The following is a 19,082-nucleotide window of genomic DNA, read 5'->3' as shown; positions in this document are numbered from 1 at the left end:
ATACCAGCCAGTATGTAGGAAAGAACTTCAGAAAGATCAATCCAAATCCAATAAGGCATACCAGAAGAAGCCCTTCATTCAAAATAAGAGACAGAATGGTCTTAAACATGATATTTATTCTTTACGAAGTCATAAATTTCATCGAAGTTACGATAAACCCCCATCTGAACATCTTTTATTACTCTGGATAAGAAAGGCTCGATGAAATAATAAAGCATTTCTAATTGTGCGGAATAGAGTATTGCGTAGTACTTTGGATCAAGCGTTTTTAGCCTACGAGCAGCAAGAGCACATTTCTGATCGGTTCCAAATATCTGGAACATCCAGACAATGTTAGGAATCCGCGCAGCAAGCCTCTCGATGACGGTATCAGATACTAAGTTTGACATATTCAATGCTTCTGATAGCGCAACCGCAAGTCCTATGCGCGTAGCCCTGGCTGTTGTAATACAGGCAGCAATTCCAGCGCTCTTTGTATCAACAGAACGCACCATGCCCTTATGGTCATCATTTCCCGCATCGTTGATGACCATTTGAAAATAGAGATAAAATATGTGGCCTATCACGTCACGGTATCGATAAATGGATATTATTGAATACAACATCCGTTCCTCTTCGGATTGTAATTCTCTACATACATCGTGATATGACGGGATAAGACAGGAGGAATACCAACTTGCTCGCTCAATACCAGAGTAAATATCAGAACCTATGCCCTTCATCGCTTTCCATGTTGATGTGACTCCTTGTTGCCCATAAATGGCCAGCTGCCGATCGCTCTGGAACTTCATTTTTAGATAATCAGATGCCTGCATAATGTATCCATACTCAATGCGTGGTTATGAAAGTGTACATTGAAAAAAGGGCAATTCAAAACGCCATTGGTGGGAGCATTAGGAGTAGAAAACAATGTTAACGCTTTAAAACCGCGCTTACGCGCTTCGTCTTTAATGGCGTTAATAATCTGGCTGCTAAAACCCCATCCGGTATACGCAGGCAGCGTAAAAACAGCCTCAACGCTGCCGGAAGTGAGATCGAGATAACCGGTCGCCGCGGGTCTGGCATCCGGGCCTTCAACAATGAAAAAGGGATTGGCGGCGATAACGGCCCGGTAACTTGCCGGCATAGCGTCAGGAGCCCAGGCATCGATCACCGCAGCAGCATAGCTGCGCTGACATCCATGGCGAATAGCCTGGTTTCTGATATTCCAGCACGCTTCTGCGTCAGCGGGTATCGCCAGCCTGATATTCATCGACTTTCATCTCCTGGTTTTAGCGCTGATAAACGCCTTTATTGTCCGAAGATACTTTACTCGCAGGGTACAGAGTAGCGGGACATGAAAACGCGTGATTTTCTTACGTACGGTGTTTAGCAAAATTGCGGCCAGGGGAAACTGTGAGCGGACGCATTCCAGCCTGAAAATATTTTGTGATATTTATCACATTTCAATCACAAACCTCCTACACCAAAAAGTGATGCAAATCACATTTCAAACCGTTTTTTGCGCGTTTTTACGCCAGCGTCTTTTTTTTACACTACATATTTGTGACATGAGTCACTAAAATACGCCCTAAAGTCCACATAACTTAGTGATTTACGTCACACTTTTCAGGGTCGCTACGCAGCGTCATATTCGCGTGCTAAAGTCCGCGTGCATACAGTAATCCTGACGGTTAACCCGTAATGTCCTCAACATAAATAGCGCGCTCTCTTATTTGTCGGCGCGTACCAATAAGGGGTGTGTTTTTATGTCCTCATCAGATATCAAGATCAGGGTTCAGAACTTTGGTCGCTTTCTGAGCAACATGGTGATGCCAAATATCGGGGCGTTTATCGCCTGGGGTATTATCACCGCACTGTTTATTCCTACCGGCTGGCTGCCAAATGAAACCATGGCCAAGCTGGTTGGTCCGATGATCACCTACCTCCTGCCGTTGCTGATTGGTTATACCGGTGGACGTCTGGTCGGCGGCGATCGCGGCGGCGTGGTAGGTGCGATCACCACCATGGGTGTGATTGTCGGTGCCGACATGCCGATGTTCCTCGGCTCAATGATTGCCGGTCCGCTGGGCGGCTGGGCGATCAAGAAATTCGACAGCGTTGTTGATGGCAAAATCAAAAGCGGCTTCGAAATGCTGGTCAACAACTTCTCTGCCGGTATCATCGGTATGCTGTTGGCGATCCTGGCGTTTCTGGCTATCGGTCCGCTGGTGCAGGGCCTTTCCCTTATTCTCGCCGCAGGCGTGAATATGATGGTGCAGAACAACCTGCTGCCGCTGACCTCCATCTTTGTTGAACCGGCGAAAATCCTCTTCCTGAATAACGCGATTAACCACGGCATCTTCTCGCCGCTGGGTATTCAGCAGGCCAGCGAAGCCGGAAAATCCATCTTCTTCCTGATAGAAGCAAACCCCGGTCCGGGTATGGGCGTACTGATGGCCTATATGTTCTTTGGTCGCGGTAATGCTAAGCAGTCTGCGGGCGGTGCGGCAATTATCCACTTCCTCGGCGGCATCCACGAAATCTACTTCCCGTACGTGCTGATGAACCCGCGTCTGATTATCGCCGTGATCCTGGGCGGTATGACCGGCGTGTTTACCCTGACGCTGCTGGACGGTGGCCTGGTCTCTCCGGCTTCCCCTGGCTCGATTCTGGCCGTGCTGGCCATGACGCCAAAAGGTGCTTACTTCGCCAATATCGCGGCGATTGTGGCAGCATTTGCCGTCTCCTTCGTAGTCTCCGCTATCCTGCTGAAAACCAGCAAGGTGAAAGAAGATGACGATATCGAAGCCGCTGCCCGTCGCGTTAACGAAATGAAAGCGCAGTCCAAAGGACAGAGCGCCACGCCGGTGACTGGCGGCGCGGACGGCATGAACAGCGATCTGAGCCTTGTCCGTAAAATTATCGTTGCCTGTGATGCCGGTATGGGTTCCAGCGCGATGGGTGCAGGCGTACTACGTAAAAAAGTGAACGATGCTGGCCTGACAAATGTCTCTGTCACCAACACCGCGATCAACAACCTGCCTGGCGATGTGGATCTGGTGATTACCCACCGCGATCTGACCGAGCGGGCGATGCGCCAGGCACCTCACGCGCAGCATATCTCCCTGACGAACTTCCTGGACAGCGGCCTTTATACCGACCTGACCTCCCGTCTGGTGGATGCCAACCGCAGCGCAGGACATCGCGAAAAAGTGACGGCCGCGCTGAGCGACAGCTATGACGACAGCAACGAACATCTGTTTAAACTGAGCGCCGCCAATATTTTCCTTGGCAATCAGGCGACGCAGAAAGAGCAGGCGATCCGCTTTGCCGGTGAGCAGCTGGTGAAAGGCGGTTACGTTGAGCCGGAGTATGTGGAAGCGATGCTGGATCGTGAGAAGCTGACCCCAACTTACCTCGGTGAGTCTATCGCCGTGCCGCACGGCACAATTGAAGCGAAAGATCGCGTGCTGAAAACGGGCGTGGTGTTCTGTCAGTATCCTGAAGGTGTGCGTTTCGGCGAAGACGAAGAGGACATCGCCCGTCTGGTAATAGGTATTGCTGCCCGTAATAACGAGCACATTCAGGTGATCACCAGCCTGACCAATGCACTGGACGATGAAACGGTTATCGCCCGTCTGGCCAGCACCACCGACGTTCAGGAAGTGCTGGACCTGCTGTCTGGTAAAAAGCCAGCGTAACGCAGCCGGACAAGTCAGATTCACCCCAGGGCCGGGCATGCCCGGCTCATTTTTCGGGTCGGGTTTGCCCGGCCCTCGATCGTTGAAACGGGAAAAATTATGAAAGCATTACATTTTGGTGCCGGAAATATTGGCCGCGGTTTTATTGGTAAATTGCTGGCTGATGCTGGCGTGCAGTTAACGTTCGCCGACGTCAACCAGGTCGTATTAGAGGCGTTAAACGCGCGGCACGAGTATCCGGTTCACGTTGTGGGCGAACAGGCGCAGGTAGAAATTGTTAAGGGCGTTAACGCCGTCAGCAGCGCCAGTGATGAGATCATCCCGCTGATTGCGGAAGTGGATATCGTTACCACGGCGGTGGGTCCGCAGATCCTTGAGCGCATCGCGGGCGGCATCGCAAAGGGCCTGACTAAGCGCTGCGATAACGGAAACACCCGTCCGCTGAATATCATCGCCTGTGAAAACATGGTGCGTGGCACCACGCAGCTGAAAGGGCATGTGATGAAGGCGCTGCCGGAACAGTACCACACCTGGGTTGAGGAAAACGTCGGTTTTGTGGACTCCGCCGTTGACCGCATCGTGCCGCCGTCCGCTGCAGGAACGACCGATCCGCTGGAAGTGACGGTGGAAACCTTCAGCGAGTGGATCGTGGATAAAACCCAGTTTAAGGGCGAGCTGCCTCTCATTCCCGGCATGGAGCTGACCGACAATCTGATGGCTTTTGTGGAGCGTAAACTTTTCACCCTCAATACTGGCCACGCCATTACCGCCTATCTGGGCCAGCTTGCCGGCCATAAAACCATTCGTGATGCGATCCAGGATGAGAAAGTACGCGCGGTAGTGAAAGGTGCGATGGAGGAGAGCGGCGCGGTGCTGATTAAGCGCTACGGCTTTGATGCAGATAAGCATGCGGCCTATATTCAGAAAATCCTTGGCCGTTTTGAAAACCCTTACCTGCAAGATGACGTTGAGCGTGTAGGACGCCAGCCGCTGCGAAAACTGAGCGCAGGCGACCGTCTGATCAAACCGACGCTGGGTACGCTGGAATATGGTCTGCCGCATGCCAACCTGGTTACCGGTATCGCCGCCGCGATGCGCTATCACAGCGATGAAGATCCTCAGGCCCGGGAGCTGGCAGAGCTGCTCTCCCGCCTCGGTCCGCAGGCGACGCTGGCACAGGTTTCCGGTCTTGATGCAGACAGCGAGGTCATAGCTGACGTGGTGAAAGCCTGGAATGCTATGGCATAATGCCCCCACTTCCGACGTCAAGGGATGAGCGGACAGGGCACGGCAACGTCGTGCCCGTTAGGGCGGCGTGCCGTCTGGCAATGAATGATATGCAGGCTCTTATGGAAAAACCACAGGCTTTTGAGAATCGGGTGCTGGAGCGCCTGAATGCCGGACGTACGGTCAGAAGCTTCCTGATCGCGGCTGTTGAGTTGCTGAGCGAAGCGGTCAACATGCTGGTTATTCAGGTGTTTCGCAAGGACGACTATGCCGTGAAGTACGCGGTTGAGCCACTGCTATTGGGTGACGGTCCGCTGGGTGAACTGTCGGTACGGCTGAAGCTGATTTACGGACTGGGCGTGATCAGCCGCAACGAGTATGAGGATGCCGAACTGCTGATGGCGCTGCGCGAAGCGCTGAACGACGACGGCACCGATTACCGCTTTACGGACGATGCGCTGCTGGGCCCGTTTGGCGAACTACACTGCGTAGCCGCGCTGCCGCCGTCGCCCGACCTTTCCGTTGAGGATGCAGAACTCCGTGCCATGCTGCAGCAGCGTTATCAGCAGGTGGTGCGATCGACGATGGTGCTTTCCCTGACCGAGCTGATTTCCCGCATCAGTCTCAAGCAGGCTTTCAAAAAGTAGCCAATGCCCTTTCCCTCTTCCTGTCGCTTTCGTGTATCCTTGCGGCAATGAATCACTTCACGGTTATTATCTATGAAAGAACAAGTCCAGGCAGAAATCAGAACTCTCAGCGATAAGCTGGATGCCCTGACGCACAAAGAACCGCTGCTGCTGGAATCTGGCGATGCGGAAAAACTCGGCGAACTGCTGAAAGAAAAAGACAAGCTTATTGCTGAGATCGAGCGTCTTCGCGGCGTGCGCGAAGAGAAGCTGAGTAAAGAAGCGCAGCAGCTGAAGCAGCTGCCGTTCAGCCGCGCCATCACTAAAAAAGAGCAGGCCAACCTGGGTGCGCTGAAAAAAAGCGTGCGCGGTATTGTGGTGGTGCATCCGATGACCGCGCTGGGCCGTGAAATGGGCCTGAGCGAAATGACCGGCTTCGCAAAAAAAGCGTTTTAACGCGCCGCCGTTTCTCTGCGCAAGGGTGCGATACACTCACTCTTGCGCGGCTTAGCTTCCCGGCAGCAGAAAGCTGAAGCATCCTCCTCTTTTCCGGCGCTCCCCCACACTAAGAAAATCTTACAAGATCCTTACTGCGCGCCTTTTGCGCTAGCCTATAGTCAAAACGATGAAGTTCGCGCTGGCGCCGAGGTACCCCCATAAATCAGCGCTAATATACCAGCACCCTATTCTGCCAGGTTCTGGCGAGATGATTAATGGAGGTTCTACCGTCAGGTTAAAACACTGAGCATCCGGGAAACCGCAGATGCCACAGGCTACAGCGTCACCCCTATACGCCGAACACAGGCACCTGTTCGTTCGACTGAGCATCAGACCCCAACATTCCACACCATCAGAACCCAAACAGAACGACCTGACGCTGGTCGCTCTGCCCTCGTGGTGTACCCAGCATCAGGTACCCTTTTGCCTGAGTGGTTGATTTTTCATCACCACAGCCATAATATCCCACTCCAGGCAAGGAATTAAGAAAAGTAAGGTGATGGCTATACCTGTTTATCTCTGGCTTACCGGCGATGCAGGAAACCTTGTAAAGGGTGCAGTAGATATACATGGACGTGAAGGAAGCATAAAAGTAACTGCGCTGGCTCACTGCGTATCACTCCCAACAGACAATCTCTCCGGCAAGATAACAGCTACCCGTGAACATGTGCCATTTGTATTCACAAAGGCTGTGGATCCCTCAAGTCCTTACCTTTAACAATTTTCCTGTACGGGAAAAAAATTAAAATCAGCCGAATTAAAATTCTATCGCATTAATCACACAGGTCAGGAAGAAGAATATTTTAATATTTTTCTGGAAAATGCCCGAATTACCTCTGCCGTACCCTGGATGGAGGATGTGAAAGATAGGGATTATGCGCATTACGATCACAAAGAATTGATCGAAATGTCGTATGAAAAAATCATCTGGAAATATCTGGATGGGAATATTGTTCATTCTGATAGCTGGAACGAGCGCAGTATTGCATAAGGAGATCTCACATGGCATGGATTTATTACCAGAGCACTGGCGAACTCAGGCATAAGGGCAAGTTGATCGGCACGGGTTACTCCGGCAACCTGTCCAATAAGAACAACCCCGACCGCCAACACGTTAAAAGCATGGGGCCGGTAGTACGCGGTAAAATTATTCATTCCAGTGATAACACGCCAGAGGTAATAAGATGATTCGGTGTGGTATCGTTCTTGCGATTTTCATTCTGTCGGCCTCCTGTATGGCCTCAGATAGCGACTGGAATGCTTACATCAGGCTAGTGGCCAGCGCTGATCCTACGACAATTCAGGCGTTACCGGAGAAGATCAAAAGCATTGGTGACAGCCTGGATGACGATCGCGCGGAACAACTGACGACCGCTATCAGCATGGCATTGATTAAAGAGCCAATAGCTGTGCTTGATGTCACAAATCAGTTTAAGACGAGTACAAACCGCCTACAACAGCGCTTTGGCACATTACTGATATGCAGCCTCCCACTAATGACGAATGCCACAAAGACACAAGTTGAAGCGTATTTCGTCAAGGCGGAACCGGCACTTGAACAAGCTGGGAAACCGGCAGCGGAATGCCTGAATAACATGCGTGACACGATTGATGAAATCAGGCAAGAAGCGGTTAAATCACCAAAGCAGTAACCTACAAAAGCCCTGCTGGGCTTTTTTCATTGGTGTCTGATGGCTATCCGGATTAAACATGACATCTCGATGCACGCCGCGCATAAAAAAGCCCACATAGCGGGCTTCAGTCGTAGACTTCACGTCGATGGCCGATGATGGCCGCTAGAATAACCAGCTCGTCGTCCCTGATCTCACACAGGATACGATAATCACCGACCCGATAACGCCAGAACTCGCCCAGCTCACCTTTGAGCGGCTTCCCTGACTGACGGGGATCGGCGGCAACGGCAATGCGTAAATCCATAAAATCCACAATCCGTCGCGCGTTTTGCTTGTCCATCTTACGTAACGATTTGAGCGCCCGGTCGGAATAGTTAATCGTCCAGACCAAGTGACTTCCTCACGTCTTCAGACGAATGCACAGGCTCATCACCACGGCGAACGCGTGTCACAGTTTCTGCTGAAAGGTAATAATCTTCCAAGTCTTCCAGATGCGCCAGTATCGCTTCCCGCGCATAGAACGTCTTTGTTCTGCCGGTTTTTTTTGCCAGCGAGTCCAGACGTGCCTCAATCTCATCAGATAATCTGATAGCCAGCATGCAGACCTCCTGAATTACAATCGCTATACGTGTATATCACACTATACAACAGCTCCAATCAAAGGACAAAAAACAATCTATCCATACCTATTGATAACCTGCTTACTGTTGAGATATACAGTTAGAGGGCTTTCCTCCTAAACGCTAAAAGGATATCTGTCATGGCTCTTAAACCTGGTCCTAAAAGAATTGCCGAATCAACAGGGCAACCTGATCAACGCCAACGCGATAATAAAAAAACCCCGGGAAATAATGATAAATTGAAACCCAGTAAATCCTCAGGAAAATAGGCCATTATCCCAAAGCCCCCCGGGGCTTTTTTTACCCGCCACCCGGGCGAATTTACTATAACATCTGTTGCGCGCCCCGCCAGAACAGCACTGACGGCGTTTCCGGTGTCTCCTGAGTAAAAGAGCAGCCTTAAAACCCGGGAAAACATCGGAAACGCACCTGATAAATTTTACCGGGCTGCATAGCTATGCAGCCCGGTGAATGACAGCCAGTGTTAAACAAAATAGCAGTGTCGGCCCTGTTTCTGGCCCTTTGGCGCTGATTGATGGGAATTCCTCAGCGCACTGGCGGGTTTTATACGCGACGTTGACAGGTGCAGTTACTTTTTCGCATATTTCTCATGCAGCGTGGCAAACCAGGGCGCGACAAAATCAGGAGACTCTCCCCATCCTGGAATGATTTTGTTCAGGCTGGCAACGTTGACCGCGCCCGCCTCACTGGCCAGCTGCGCCTGAGAGATCGCCGAAGCCTTAAACTGGTAAGTGGCAGGTGTGGTTTCGCCGCCAATTTTATTGGCAACCAGGCGCATATTGATGGCGCCAATCAGCTTGCTGTCCACCGCCACCGTCTGTTTCCAGGGGCTGTTTTCCTGGTGCATCAGCTGTAAATCCTGATTGGAAACGTCGATGCTGTAGAGCTTGATCTCGGTGCGGCCATTCTCCTGTAACGCTTTATAGGCACCCTGCGCAAACGCATCCCAGGAGGCCCAAATCGCGTCAATTTTGCCTTTCGGATATTTGGCCAGAATCGCGCCAATTTTGTTGGCCGTATCGCCCTGCACATCGGAAGATACAGCGCCGACGGACTCCAACTGATGAATGCCGGGATTGGCCTTCAGCACGTTTTCATAGACCACCTGGCGGCGCTCCATCGCCGGGAAACCCGCCACCCACAGCTTAACGATATTGGCCTTGCCGTTGGTGTCCTTCAGCAATTGATCGAGAGAAAGCTGCGCCAGAGAAGCATCGTCCTGCGCCGTGACGGTCACGCCTTCCACCGTCTGATTCACCGGCGTATCGAAGACGGCAACTTTGATGCCTGCCGCAGCGATGCGCTTCACCAGATCGGTGGCGTAAGGATCTTTGCCGTGGGAGAGGATGATGCCATCATATTTCTGGCTGATGGCCTGGTTCACAAAATCCTGAAAGCGGGCGTCGTCGCCATTGCTCAGAAAGGTGCTGACCTTAAAGCCCAGCTTGCGCCCTTCCTGGATCGCCCCCGCTACAAACTGCGTGGTGTTGTCGTCGGAGCCCAGATTGCGGATTACCGCGATGCGTACCGGGCCGTCGTGACTGGCGATAGCCGCCGGTATGGCAGCGGCAACGTCAGCAAAGGCAGGTGCCGCGATAAGCAGGCTGATAGCCAGCAGCGATGGTGTCAGTTTTTTCATTGTTATGGGTACCCTGTCAACGTAATAAGCGGCTCGCGCCGGTTGTCTGTTCTGTTTCTCTGCTCAGGCCTTTAGCGGCGCTGGATATAGGTAATCGCCAGCGCCAGCGCGAGGACTAAGCCTTTAATAATATCCATGGCGTAATAGGGAACGGAAAGCATGACCAGACCATTTTGCAGCACGCCAAGGATGACGGCACCCAGCAGCGTGCCCAGCGCGTTGGGCTTCCCGGCACCGGCCAGCGAAAGCCCGATCCAGGCGGCCGCCACGGCGTCCATCAGATAGCCGCCGCCGGCGTTAACCTGCGAAGAGCCGATGCGTGAGGCCAGCAGTATGCCGCCCAGCCCGGCCAGCAGAGACGCCAGCACATACGCGAGCACACGGTAGCGATTGGTGCGGATACCCGAAAGGCGCGCCGCTTCCGGATTGCCGCCGATGGCGTACATACGGCGTCCATGTTTAGTCAGCGACAGGCCAATCTGCACCACCACCGTCACCACCAGCATAATAATAACGATGGTCGGCACCTGGCCCAGCAGTGAGAATCCCGCCGGGATCGTCCCTTCCGCCATATCGCCACTTGGCAGCACCATATTCTCGGTAATAGAGCCGCCAAAGCTGTAGGTCATAGCCACACCCTGGACGACGAACAGGCTGGCTAAAGTGGCGAGCATGTCGGGAATTTTCAGGACAACGATCAGAAACGCGTTAAACAGCCCGACCAGCGTACAGAGCAGCAGCGTGATCACAATCGCCTGAGTAGAGCCGAAGCCGTACCAGACGAACAGCGAGATCACCAGCGAGTTGGCCAGCGAAGCCGTCGAGCCGACCGAGAGATCGAAACCGCCCACCGTCAGCGAAATCGAGACGCCCACGGCAATCACCGTGACGATGGCAATTGAGCGCAGGATATTCAGAATATTATTGGGATCGAGGAAGCTGTCAGACGCCAGGCCGAATGCCGCAATCAGCGCCACGACCGTCAGCAACATCCCCCATTTGTAGAGAAATTCAAACAGCTGGTGACGCATGGAAGGCGCCCCCTTAAGGGAAAGTTCTTTGCTGCTCACGCAGGGGTTCCTCCGGTGGAATAAAGTAAAAGCGTTTCTTCATCGATGTGTTGTGCATCCATTTCGGCCACAATGCGTCCGTCCCAGAGCACACAAATGCGATCGCACAGGCCAACCAGCTCGGCAAATTCGCCGGAGGCGTAGATCACGCCTTTCCCCTGCCGCGCCAGCCCATCGATCAGCACAAAAAGATCCGTTTTGGCTTTGATATCGACGCCTTTGGTCGGCTCGTCAAAAATAAGCACGTCTGCGTCGTTACGCAGCCATTTGCCAATCGCCACTTTCTGCTGGTTGCCGCCCGACAGGCGACGCAGCGTCTGCTGCGGGCCGGTGGTGCGGACGCCCAGCTTCTGGATAATCTGCTCTGCCCAGCGCCACGCCTGACGATGACCAAAGAGGCTCCAGCGTGAAAAACTGTTGTCCGCGGTCACGCTGAGGTTCATCGCCACCGACTCGTCGATAAATATGCCCTCTTTGCGCCGCTCTTCCGGGATCAGCGCCATGCGGTTTTCCACCGCCGCGTGCGGCGAAGTGGGTTTCCAGCTTTTTCCGTGCAGTTCGCCACGCGCAATCTGGCTACGGCTGACGCCAAACAGCGCCTTACACAGCTCGGTCTTGCCGGCACCGGCCAGCCCCGCAATGCCCAGAATTTCGCCTTTGCGTAGCGTTAAGGAGATATTTTGCAGCAGATGTTCATCGTACAGCCCCTCCACTTCCAGCAGCTTTTCGTGACTGAAAGCCGGACGGCGCGGCGGGTAGATATCCTCAAGCTGATGCCCCAGCATTTTCTCAACGATCTGTTCGCCGCTGAGCGCGGCCATGGGGCCGGTTTCAACCAGATATCCATCGCGAAGAACCGTCAGCCGATCGCAGATTTCCCGCAGTTCGTGAATACGGTGAGAAATAAATACCACGCCGATCCCGTTGCGCTGTAGCTGCCGTACCACGGTAAAGAGGCGTTCGCTTTCATGCTGATCGAGCGGCGCGGTGGGTTCATCCAGAATTAAAAAACGGCAATGGTGGGAAAGCGCGCGGGCCAGCAGGATCTGCTGTTTTTCGGCCAGCGTGCAGCGTTCGACGCGACGGCGGACATCCAGATTCACGTCCAGCTGCGCCAGCAGCGATCTGGCCTGCTGTCGCATCTCGCGCCAGTGGCAAATCTGCCCGCCCTCAGCCAGCCGATCCAGCATGATGTTTTCCGCCACGCTTAAGCCCGGTATCAGCGCCACATCCACTTCCTGCTGCACCAGATGAATGCCGAGCTGTTTTGCATCCCGGGGAGAACGAATGGCAACCGGCTGGTTATCAAGCAGGATATCGCCGCTGTAGTGATGATGCGCGCCGGACAGCACGGCCATCAGCGTCGATTTGCCCGCGCCGTTAGCGCCGGTCAGCGCATGAACGGAGCCGCCTTCAAGGCTGAAGTCCACGCCGTTAAGCGCGTTAAAACCGCCAAAAGCGATGGCGATTTGACGCATATCGAGGCGATTTATCGCGGTCATGGGCAAAATTCTCAGGTCAGTAAAGGAGTGTACGGCCATCTTTTCAGGCCCGGGCCAGGCTGACCACGAACGTAAGACGCTACGCTACCACAAAACGTTATTAGCCATCCAGACATCCAGACACTTAAGCGGTTATAACTGTCCTGAAGACGCCAGTTGGCAGAAACATCGGGAAGGATCGCGATAGCCAGCATTTCATACGGCATGACGACGAAAAGGCGGCGTTAAACGATGGGCTGGAGGGATAATGGCTGACGATAACGCATTGATAATTGCTGGCCGATCGCTGGTGGTTAGCGATTGATGGCTGATGTTGGCTGATGGTTGTTGTGAGCCAGTTCTCCGGCAATACTACGGTTCCGCGCATGCCAAAGCCTGTTAAAAACGGGAAGCCTGCGCGCATTACAGCAAACCCGCCTGCGGGATTGTGCATATGCAGATATAAAAAAAACCGGCGAACAGATCGCCGGCTTAGCATCGTGATATCACGCGGGAATTATTTCGCTGCGGAGAAAAGCTCTGCTGCTTTATCCCAGTTAACCACTTCCCAGAACGCTTTGATGTAGTCAGGGCGTTTGTTCTGGTACTTCAGGTAGTAGGCGTGTTCCCACACGTCCAGACCGATGATTGGCGTACCGGAAGCACCGGCGATCGCTTCACCCATCAGCGGGCTGTCCTGGTTTGCGGTAGAGACAACAGCCAGCTTGTCGCCTTTTTTAACCAGCCACGCCCAGCCTGAACCGAAACGGGTTGCTGCCGCTTTTTCAAATTCCGCTTTGAATGCGTCAACGCTGCCGAAATCTTTTTCGATGGCGGTTTTCAGATCGCCGCTCAGGGTGGTGCCGGTTTTCAGGCCTTCCCAGAAGAAGCTGTGGTTAGAGTGGCCACCAGCGTTGTTGCGCAGCACGGTTTTTTTGTCTGCAGGAACCTGATCCAGTTTAGCGATCAGTTCGTTAACCGGCAGGTCAGCGAATTCGGTGCCTTCCAGCGCGGCGTTCGCGTTGTTGACGTAGGTCTGGTGGTGTTTGGTGTGATGGATTTCCATCGTCTGCTTGTCGAAATGGGGTTCCAGTGCATCATATGCGTAAGGCAGGGATGGTAGTGAATAACTCATGTTCATCATCTCCATTGGTTTTTGGGCAGCACGTCCCGATGGAGTGCTGCGTAAGCAGTTGGATCATTATAGTTAAATTAATGATCTGGAAAAGGGTTATCAATGCCCCGGTGTTGATAAGGCTATTACTAACAATCTGATTGTACAGGCCTGAACGAAACAGAACAGGCCCTCCGGCCAGTTGACGGCGATAACTCTGCGGTTCGTTTTTCAGCCTTTTCCCGTGCTGGCACGGAGCGTCAGAGTGAACGGCAGTTCGTTCAAGGCGACGGGCTCTTCTCCCTGCAGGGCCGCCAGCAGGCGCCTGCCGGCCAGCCTGCCCATTTCGGCGTAGGGCAATATCACCGTCGTCAGCGGCGGTGAGCAGACGGCGGAAAGGTGACCGCCACCAATACTGGCAACTGCCAGCTGGCTCGGGACATCAATCCCCGCCGCATGGCAGGCCATTACCACCCCGCAGGCCACCTCATCCGTCGTGCAAATCAATACGTCGATTTCAGGCCAGGTCAGACGAATATCTGATAGCAGCGCATGACCGGTCGCAAAGCCGGACGGCTGCGGCGACGTCACTACCCGGTGCGGCGACAGATTGTGCGCCAGCATTCCGCTGTGCCAGCCTTTCAGCAGCTGGCTGAATATGGTGTTGCTGGTTTGCGTGCAGAGCAGAGCGGGATGGCGATAGCCTTTTTCCACCAGAGCCTGCACCAGCTGCCGAAGCGCTTTGGCATAGTCGATGCCGATACTGACGCCCGCTGAATCCTGATGCACGCCGCCAATAGTGATGACCGGCAGGCCGGAGTGACTCAGCAGCCGGTGCGCCGCCTCGGCATTATCAAAATTGAAATGCACCATGGCGGCAGGATTATAAGAGAGCAGCATCTCGATCAGCTCGCTCTCGCCCGCGGCAGAATGGTTGGCTTCCGCCAGCATCATGTTATACCCCTGCGGCCGCAGCATTTCCTGCAAGGCCTCCGACACGATGGCGCAGCCCGGCGTGGCAAAGGAGGGAACCACCATGGTAATCAGCCGCGATGACGCTGAAGCCAGATTGCTTGCCTGGAGGTTTGGCACGTAGCCCAGCTCGGCTACCGCCGCATCAATTTTTTCACGAATATCGGTAGAAACCTTTTCCGGCATCCGTAATGCGCGCGAGGCCGTCATTGCGCTGACGCCGACCAGACGTGCAACATCGGCCAGCGTACTTTTCCCGGTACTGCGCCGCCGTTTCTCTGCCATGAATTCTCCTGCAGACCGCTGTTTCAACTGGACGCAGCTTAAAACCAAATGCCCGGTCGCGCCATGTTAAATAGCCCCTTTATGCGGTTCTGCGAGGCGGCGCAGAAAGGTGTCCGGTAACGACGTCCGTAGCTATCGTCCGCTAACCTTCCTCCCGAGTCCGTTTTTAAACGCAATCTGCCAGATTTCTAGCGCCGTGCCACGATGGCGCGCTGAAAATGTTAGCGATAACACAGAATTTAACAATATCCATGTTAGCGCTAACTTTTGCGACAATAATCACGGAAAAGGGGTCAGAAAACCGCCTACAGTGCAGGGCATCGGGCAATCACCGGAGAGAGATTATGCTGTCAGACTGGCTTAAAGCTGGAAACATTCATGTCACCGAAAGCGTCGGCCACTGGCAGGATGCCGTTCGCCAGGCGGCCGCCCCGCTGCTGGCGCAGCAGGCTGTTACACCGCAATACGTTGAAGCCATTTTGCGCTCTCATGCCGAGCTTGGCCCCTATTACGTACTCGCGCCGGGCCTGGCCATGCCGCATGCCCGCCCCGAAGACGGGGCACAAAAGAATGCGCTGTCGCTGCTGAATATCCGTCAGGGCGTCAGTTTCGGCAGCGCGGAAAACGATCCTGTTTATACAGTGATCATGCTGTGCGCCGTCTCGGGAGAAGAACACATCAAAATGATTAGCGAGCTGGCTGAACTGTTCAGCGACGAAACACGCCTGCAACATTTGTTGACGGCAACCACTCTGCCAGCCATACAGGCTGCTATTAACGACGCCTCCCCGGAGAAAACCTGATGAAAAAAGTGCTGATTGTTTGTGGAAATGGTTTAGGTAGCAGTTTTATTGTCGAAATGAACGTTAAAAAAATTCTCACCGAGCTGGGTAAAACCGCAGAAGTCAGCCATACGGATCTGGCCACTGCCCGCTCAGAGTCAGCAGACCTGATATTAAGCGCGCAGGATATTGCCGATCTCCTTGCCGATCACAGTGCACAGGTATTTGGCCTGAGCAATCTGCTGGATAACGCCAGAATTAAAGCTATCCTGGCCGAACATTTATAAACACGCGGCGCTACGCACGGAGTCGTTTATGCTTCAGTTTATGATTAAAGACGTTCTCGGAACGCCTGCCATACTGGTCGGCCTTTTTTCACTTATCGGCTCATTACTACAGAAAAAATCGTTTTCAGAAGTGATATCCGGCACGCTGAAAACCATCATGGGGTTTTTAATTCTGATTGCCGGTGCCAATTTAATTGCCACGACGCTGACCATCTTCAGCCAGCTGTTTGAGCATTCATTTAATATCCAGGGCGTGGTGCCTAATACCGATGCGATGGCGGCGCTGGCGCAAAAAAACTACGGCACCGCCACCGCGATGATTATGGTATTCGGCATGGTGATTAATATTTTACTGGCAAGGATTACGCCACTGAAATATATCTTCCTGACCGGCCATCACACGCTTTATATGTCCGCGATGCTGGCTGTTATTCTCTCGGTTGGCGGCTTTAGCGGTTTCTGGCTGGTGGCCACCGGATCGCTGATTCTCGGCGCGATGATGGTGATCTCGCCAGCGATTCTGCAACCCTTTACGCGCAAAATTACCCATTCTGACGATCTGGCGCTGGGCCATTTTGGCTCTACCGGTTATCTGCTGGCAGCGCTGGTCGGTAAAATGGTGGGGAAAGGCAGCCCCTCGACCGAAGAGCTGAAAGTACCTAAATCGCTGAATTTCCTGCGTGACTCGTCCGTGGCCATTTCGCTGACGATGATGATCCTGTTTGTCGCGCTGGTGTTGATTGCCGGCAAAACATTTACCGAAAGCCAGGTAAGCGACGGGCAGAATTTTCTGGTGTTCGCCATTATTCAGGCCATCACCTTCGCGGCTGGCGTTTATATCATCCTGGCGGGCGTACGCATGGTCATCGCGGAAATTGTTCCCGCCTTTAAAGGTATTGCGGACAAGCTGGTGAAAGATGCCAAACCGGCGCTCGACTGTCCGACGGTGTTCCCTTTCGCGCCCAACGCGGTGATTATCGGCTTTTTATGCAGCTTTGCCGCTGGCCTGCTCAGCATGTTCCTCTGTCCGCTGTTTGGCCTGAGCGTCATCGTGCCGGGGCTGGTGCCGCACTTCTTCTGCGGTGCCACGGCCGGCGTCTACGGCAATATTACCGGCGGGCGGCGCGGCGCAATGATCGGGGCCTTTGTACAGGGATTGCTGATCTCTTTCCTGCCCGCCATTCTGCTGCCGCTGATGGGCGATCTGGGCTTTGCCGCCACCACCTTTGGCGATGCGGACTTTGGCGTTATCGGCATTATCCTCGGCAAGCTGATTGCGCTCTTTCACTAAGGCTGCCTGAGCACAGGAAAATCATATGAATGCAAAATTCTCACCTTCACTGATGTGTATGGATTTAACCCGCTTTCGTGAACAGATAGAGGCGATGAATAATAGAGCCGCGTTTTATCACGTGGATATTATGGACGGCAGCTATGTGAGAAATATTACACTGTCGCCCTTCTTTATTGAAAATCTGCGGAAAATAACTGATGTGCCCATTGATGTGCATCTGATGGTGAATCATCCGGAAGATATTATCCCGATGTGTATTGATGCCGGTGCCGATATTATCAGCTTTCATCCCGAGACGGCGAATAACAAAATATTTCGTCTGCTGATGCAAATTAAAGCGGCAGGAAGGCGGTGTGGCGTGGTGCTGAATCCGGCCACGCCAGCGGAAGCGATTAATGAATATGCTCATCTGCTGGATAAAGTGACGGTAATGTCTGTCGATCCCGGCTTTGCCGGTCAGCAATTTATTCCACAAACGCTGGATAAAATTCGTCAGCTAATCCGGATGCGCGAACAGCATGGCTGGCATTATCTGACCGAAATTGATGGCTCCTGTAACGCCCGCACCTTTAAACAGATTGCGGCGTCGGGCGTGGAAGTATTTATCGTCGGGACTTCCGGACTGTTCAGCCTTGCGGAAGAGATGAACGAGGCGTGGGCAAAAATGGAAGCTAACTTCAGTCGTGAAACGACCGCTGCATAGAAACAGGCTGGCCGGTTTTGTTGACTAACTATCTGTGCCGGAAAAAGAGATTGCCCGTAAAGGGGTAAAAGCATCACTCCCTGTCAAAGCGTCCCGCGTTCTCCTGCCGCGGGACGCTTTATTCCCCGTCCCTTGACGTTTGCCACCAATCTGGGGCTGGCGTGTTTTCCCGACACACTGGCTGTCAAAAATGTGATGCTTTAAACCAGCCGCTGCGGATGCGTATAGATCGTGGCGCGTCCGGGCTTGCTGAACCCGACCAGCGTCAGGTTGCTGCGCTCAGCCACCTCAACCGCCAGCCTGGTGGCGGCGGAAACGGCAAACAGGATCTCCACGCCGCACATGGCGGATTTCTGCACCATCTCATAGCTCGCCCGGCTGGAAACCAGCACCGCGCCCTGCTGCCACTCTGGCTGACCGCTTCTCAGGCCCAGCAGCTTATCCAGCGCCACGTGGCGGCCCACATCCTCGCAGCCACCGGCAAGCGTACCTTCAGGCGTTATCCATGCCGCGGCATGGGTGCAGCCGGTCAATTGTCCAACCGGCTGAAAACTTTTTAACTGGTTAAGCGCAATATCCAGCGTTGCCAGATCGAAGGTCTGGGTAAAGGGCAGCGGTACGATCGGTTTGCCGATTTCAGCAAGCTGCTCAACGCCGCAGACGCCGCAGCCGGTGCGTCCGGCCATGGCGCGTCGCTGCTCCTTCAGGCCCATAAAACGACGGCTGGAGAGCTCCACCTGCACTTCAATGCCGCCACAGGAGGAGTGAATATCAATGCCGTAGATATCGGCAGGCGACGCGATAATGCCTTCTGAGAGCGAAAAGCCGATGGCGAACGCCTCCAGATCTTTTGGCGTCGCCATCATTACTACGTGAGAAATACCGTTATAGACCAGCGCAACCGGCACCTCCTCCGCCAGCCAGTCATCCTGAGGTTCGCCCAGCGCCCCGCGCTGCGTTACCTGCGCCCGGCTTACTCCCGGTAATGCTTCTCTGTTCTCACTGCTTTTCATTACGTTTCACCATCCGTCATACCGCACCGGGATATCAGTCATCGTTTTTCAGCACGGCCAGTATACATGGCCGTAATTCTGAACCTCTGTCCGCCTCACCGCAAAAATAAATAGTGTCCTTAATGGCGGAATA

Annotated in this window: 21 protein-coding genes and 1 pseudogene; 12 read left to right on the top strand and 10 right to left on the bottom strand. The window is 53.6% G+C overall.

Annotation, left to right across the window (positions count from 1 at the left end; genetic code table 11):
* Positions 1-101: 101 nt before the first annotated feature.
* On the bottom strand, positions 102-815 hold the full coding sequence (locus EA20_RS0108110; protein WP_024966345.1) for a hypothetical protein: 714 nt from the start codon (positions 813-815) through the stop codon (positions 102-104).
* The gene (locus EA20_RS19585) at positions 794-1,252 is read right to left on the bottom strand and encodes a GNAT family N-acetyltransferase (RefSeq protein ID WP_024966344.1); all 459 of its coding nucleotides are present in this window, start codon (positions 1,250-1,252) and stop codon (positions 794-796) included. Before EA20_RS19585 ends, EA20_RS0108110 begins: the two co-directional genes overlap by 22 nt.
* 496 nt (positions 1,253-1,748) lie before the next feature.
* On the opposite strand from EA20_RS19585, the gene EA20_RS0108100 reads away from it, so the two are divergent.
* The 7 genes and pseudogenes from EA20_RS0108100 (at position 1,749) to EA20_RS0108070 (ending at position 7,686) form a co-directional block, all read left to right on the top strand.
* Positions 1,749-3,683 (top strand): PTS mannitol transporter subunit IICBA, encoded by a 1,935-nt coding sequence (locus EA20_RS0108100; protein WP_024966343.1) that lies wholly within the window; start codon positions 1,749-1,751, stop codon positions 3,681-3,683.
* Between the two features lie 99 nt (positions 3,684-3,782).
* A complete protein-coding gene (gene mtlD, locus EA20_RS0108095; protein WP_024966342.1) occupies positions 3,783-4,931 on the top strand; it encodes a mannitol-1-phosphate 5-dehydrogenase in 1,149 nt (382 codons plus the stop codon).
* Positions 4,932-5,011: 80 nt separating this feature from the next.
* On the top strand, positions 5,012-5,557 hold the full coding sequence (gene mtlR, locus EA20_RS0108090; RefSeq protein ID WP_038381548.1) for a mannitol operon repressor MtlR: 546 nt from the start codon (positions 5,012-5,014) through the stop codon (positions 5,555-5,557).
* 72 nt (positions 5,558-5,629) lie between these two features.
* The gene (locus EA20_RS0108085; protein WP_024966340.1) at positions 5,630-5,992 is read left to right on the top strand and encodes a YibL family ribosome-associated protein; all 363 of its coding nucleotides are present in this window, start codon (positions 5,630-5,632) and stop codon (positions 5,990-5,992) included.
* 541 nt (positions 5,993-6,533) lie between these two features.
* A pseudogene (gene tssD / locus EA20_RS19580) lies at positions 6,534-7,025 on the top strand (type VI secretion system tube protein TssD).
* Positions 7,026-7,036: 11 nt separating this feature from the next.
* Positions 7,037-7,222, top strand: coding sequence for a hypothetical protein (locus EA20_RS0108075; RefSeq protein ID WP_024966339.1), 186 nt, complete (start codon positions 7,037-7,039; stop codon positions 7,220-7,222).
* Positions 7,219-7,686 carry a hypothetical protein gene (locus tag EA20_RS0108070; protein ID WP_024966338.1) on the top strand — a complete coding sequence of 156 codons (468 nt, stop codon included), beginning with the start codon at positions 7,219-7,221 and terminating at the stop codon, positions 7,684-7,686. Before EA20_RS0108075 ends, EA20_RS0108070 begins: the two co-directional genes overlap by 4 nt.
* Positions 7,687-7,792: 106 nt before the next feature.
* Here the strand turns inward: EA20_RS0108070 and EA20_RS0108065 are convergent, their stop codons facing one another.
* Both EA20_RS0108065 and EA20_RS0108060 read right to left on the bottom strand, forming a co-directional pair.
* The gene (locus EA20_RS0108065) at positions 7,793-8,059 is read right to left on the bottom strand and encodes a type II toxin-antitoxin system RelE/ParE family toxin (RefSeq protein WP_024966337.1); all 267 of its coding nucleotides are present in this window, start codon (positions 8,057-8,059) and stop codon (positions 7,793-7,795) included.
* Positions 8,043-8,267 carry a TraY domain-containing protein gene (locus tag EA20_RS0108060; RefSeq protein ID WP_024966336.1) on the bottom strand — a complete coding sequence of 75 codons (225 nt, stop codon included), beginning with the start codon at positions 8,265-8,267 and terminating at the stop codon, positions 8,043-8,045. Before EA20_RS0108060 ends, EA20_RS0108065 begins: the two co-directional genes overlap by 17 nt.
* A gap of 161 nt (positions 8,268-8,428) precedes the next feature.
* Here EA20_RS0108060 and EA20_RS21225 point away from each other — a divergent pair, with 161 nt between their 5' ends.
* Entirely contained in the window at positions 8,429-8,557 is a 129-nt protein-coding gene (locus tag EA20_RS21225) for a hypothetical protein (RefSeq protein ID WP_255342990.1), read from the top strand.
* A 320-nt stretch (positions 8,558-8,877) separates the two neighbouring features.
* On the opposite strand, the gene EA20_RS0108055 is transcribed toward EA20_RS21225, so the two are convergent.
* The 5 genes from EA20_RS0108055 to EA20_RS0108035 all read right to left on the bottom strand — a co-directional run bounded on the left by EA20_RS0108055 (position 8,878) and on the right by EA20_RS0108035 (position 14,870).
* A complete protein-coding gene (locus EA20_RS0108055; RefSeq protein WP_024966335.1) occupies positions 8,878-9,948 on the bottom strand; it encodes a sugar ABC transporter substrate-binding protein in 1,071 nt (356 codons plus the stop codon).
* Positions 9,949-10,019: 71 nt separating this feature from the next.
* Entirely contained in the window at positions 10,020-11,018 is a 999-nt protein-coding gene (locus EA20_RS0108050; protein ID WP_024966334.1) for an ABC transporter permease, read from the bottom strand.
* The gene (locus EA20_RS0108045) at positions 11,015-12,520 is read right to left on the bottom strand and encodes a sugar ABC transporter ATP-binding protein (protein WP_024966333.1); all 1,506 of its coding nucleotides are present in this window, start codon (positions 12,518-12,520) and stop codon (positions 11,015-11,017) included. The genes EA20_RS0108050 and EA20_RS0108045 overlap by 4 nt, the downstream gene beginning before the upstream one ends.
* Positions 12,521-13,016: 496 nt before the next feature.
* Positions 13,017-13,634 carry a superoxide dismutase [Mn] gene (gene sodA / locus EA20_RS0108040; RefSeq protein WP_024966332.1) on the bottom strand — a complete coding sequence of 206 codons (618 nt, stop codon included), beginning with the start codon at positions 13,632-13,634 and terminating at the stop codon, positions 13,017-13,019.
* Between the two features lie 210 nt (positions 13,635-13,844).
* Positions 13,845-14,870: a LacI family DNA-binding transcriptional regulator gene (locus EA20_RS0108035; RefSeq protein ID WP_024966331.1), complete on the bottom strand. Its 1,026-nt coding sequence runs from the start codon at positions 14,868-14,870 to the stop codon at positions 13,845-13,847.
* Positions 14,871-15,214: 344 nt separating this feature from the next.
* On the opposite strand from EA20_RS0108035, the gene EA20_RS0108030 reads away from it, so the two are divergent.
* The 4 genes from EA20_RS0108030 to alsE are packed head-to-tail and all read left to right on the top strand — an operon-like array spanning position 15,215 to position 17,936.
* Positions 15,215-15,673 carry a PTS sugar transporter subunit IIA gene (locus EA20_RS0108030; RefSeq protein ID WP_024966330.1) on the top strand — a complete coding sequence of 153 codons (459 nt, stop codon included), beginning with the start codon at positions 15,215-15,217 and terminating at the stop codon, positions 15,671-15,673.
* Positions 15,673-15,939, top strand: a complete 267-nt coding sequence (locus tag EA20_RS0108025; protein WP_024966329.1) for a PTS sugar transporter subunit IIB — start codon at positions 15,673-15,675, stop codon at positions 15,937-15,939. The genes EA20_RS0108030 and EA20_RS0108025 overlap by 1 nt, the downstream gene beginning before the upstream one ends.
* Positions 15,940-15,967: 28 nt before the next feature.
* Entirely contained in the window at positions 15,968-17,230 is a 1,263-nt protein-coding gene (locus tag EA20_RS0108020) for a PTS ascorbate transporter subunit IIC (protein WP_024966328.1), read from the top strand.
* A gap of 25 nt (positions 17,231-17,255) precedes the next feature.
* Positions 17,256-17,936 carry a D-allulose 6-phosphate 3-epimerase gene (gene alsE, locus EA20_RS0108015; RefSeq protein WP_024966327.1) on the top strand — a complete coding sequence of 227 codons (681 nt, stop codon included), beginning with the start codon at positions 17,256-17,258 and terminating at the stop codon, positions 17,934-17,936.
* Between the two features lie 200 nt (positions 17,937-18,136).
* On the opposite strand, the gene fdhD is transcribed toward alsE, so the two are convergent.
* Positions 18,137-18,949 (bottom strand): formate dehydrogenase accessory sulfurtransferase FdhD, encoded by an 813-nt coding sequence (gene fdhD / locus EA20_RS0108010; protein ID WP_024966326.1) that lies wholly within the window; start codon positions 18,947-18,949, stop codon positions 18,137-18,139.
* Positions 18,950-19,082: the final 133 nt, after the last annotated feature.

The organism is Pantoea sp. IMH (genome assembly GCF_000599885.1).
Taxonomy (GTDB): domain Bacteria; phylum Pseudomonadota; class Gammaproteobacteria; order Enterobacterales; family Enterobacteriaceae; genus Erwinia.
Note: the sequence above shows the minus strand (reverse complement) of the source record. Positions and strands in the feature narration are given on the sequence as shown.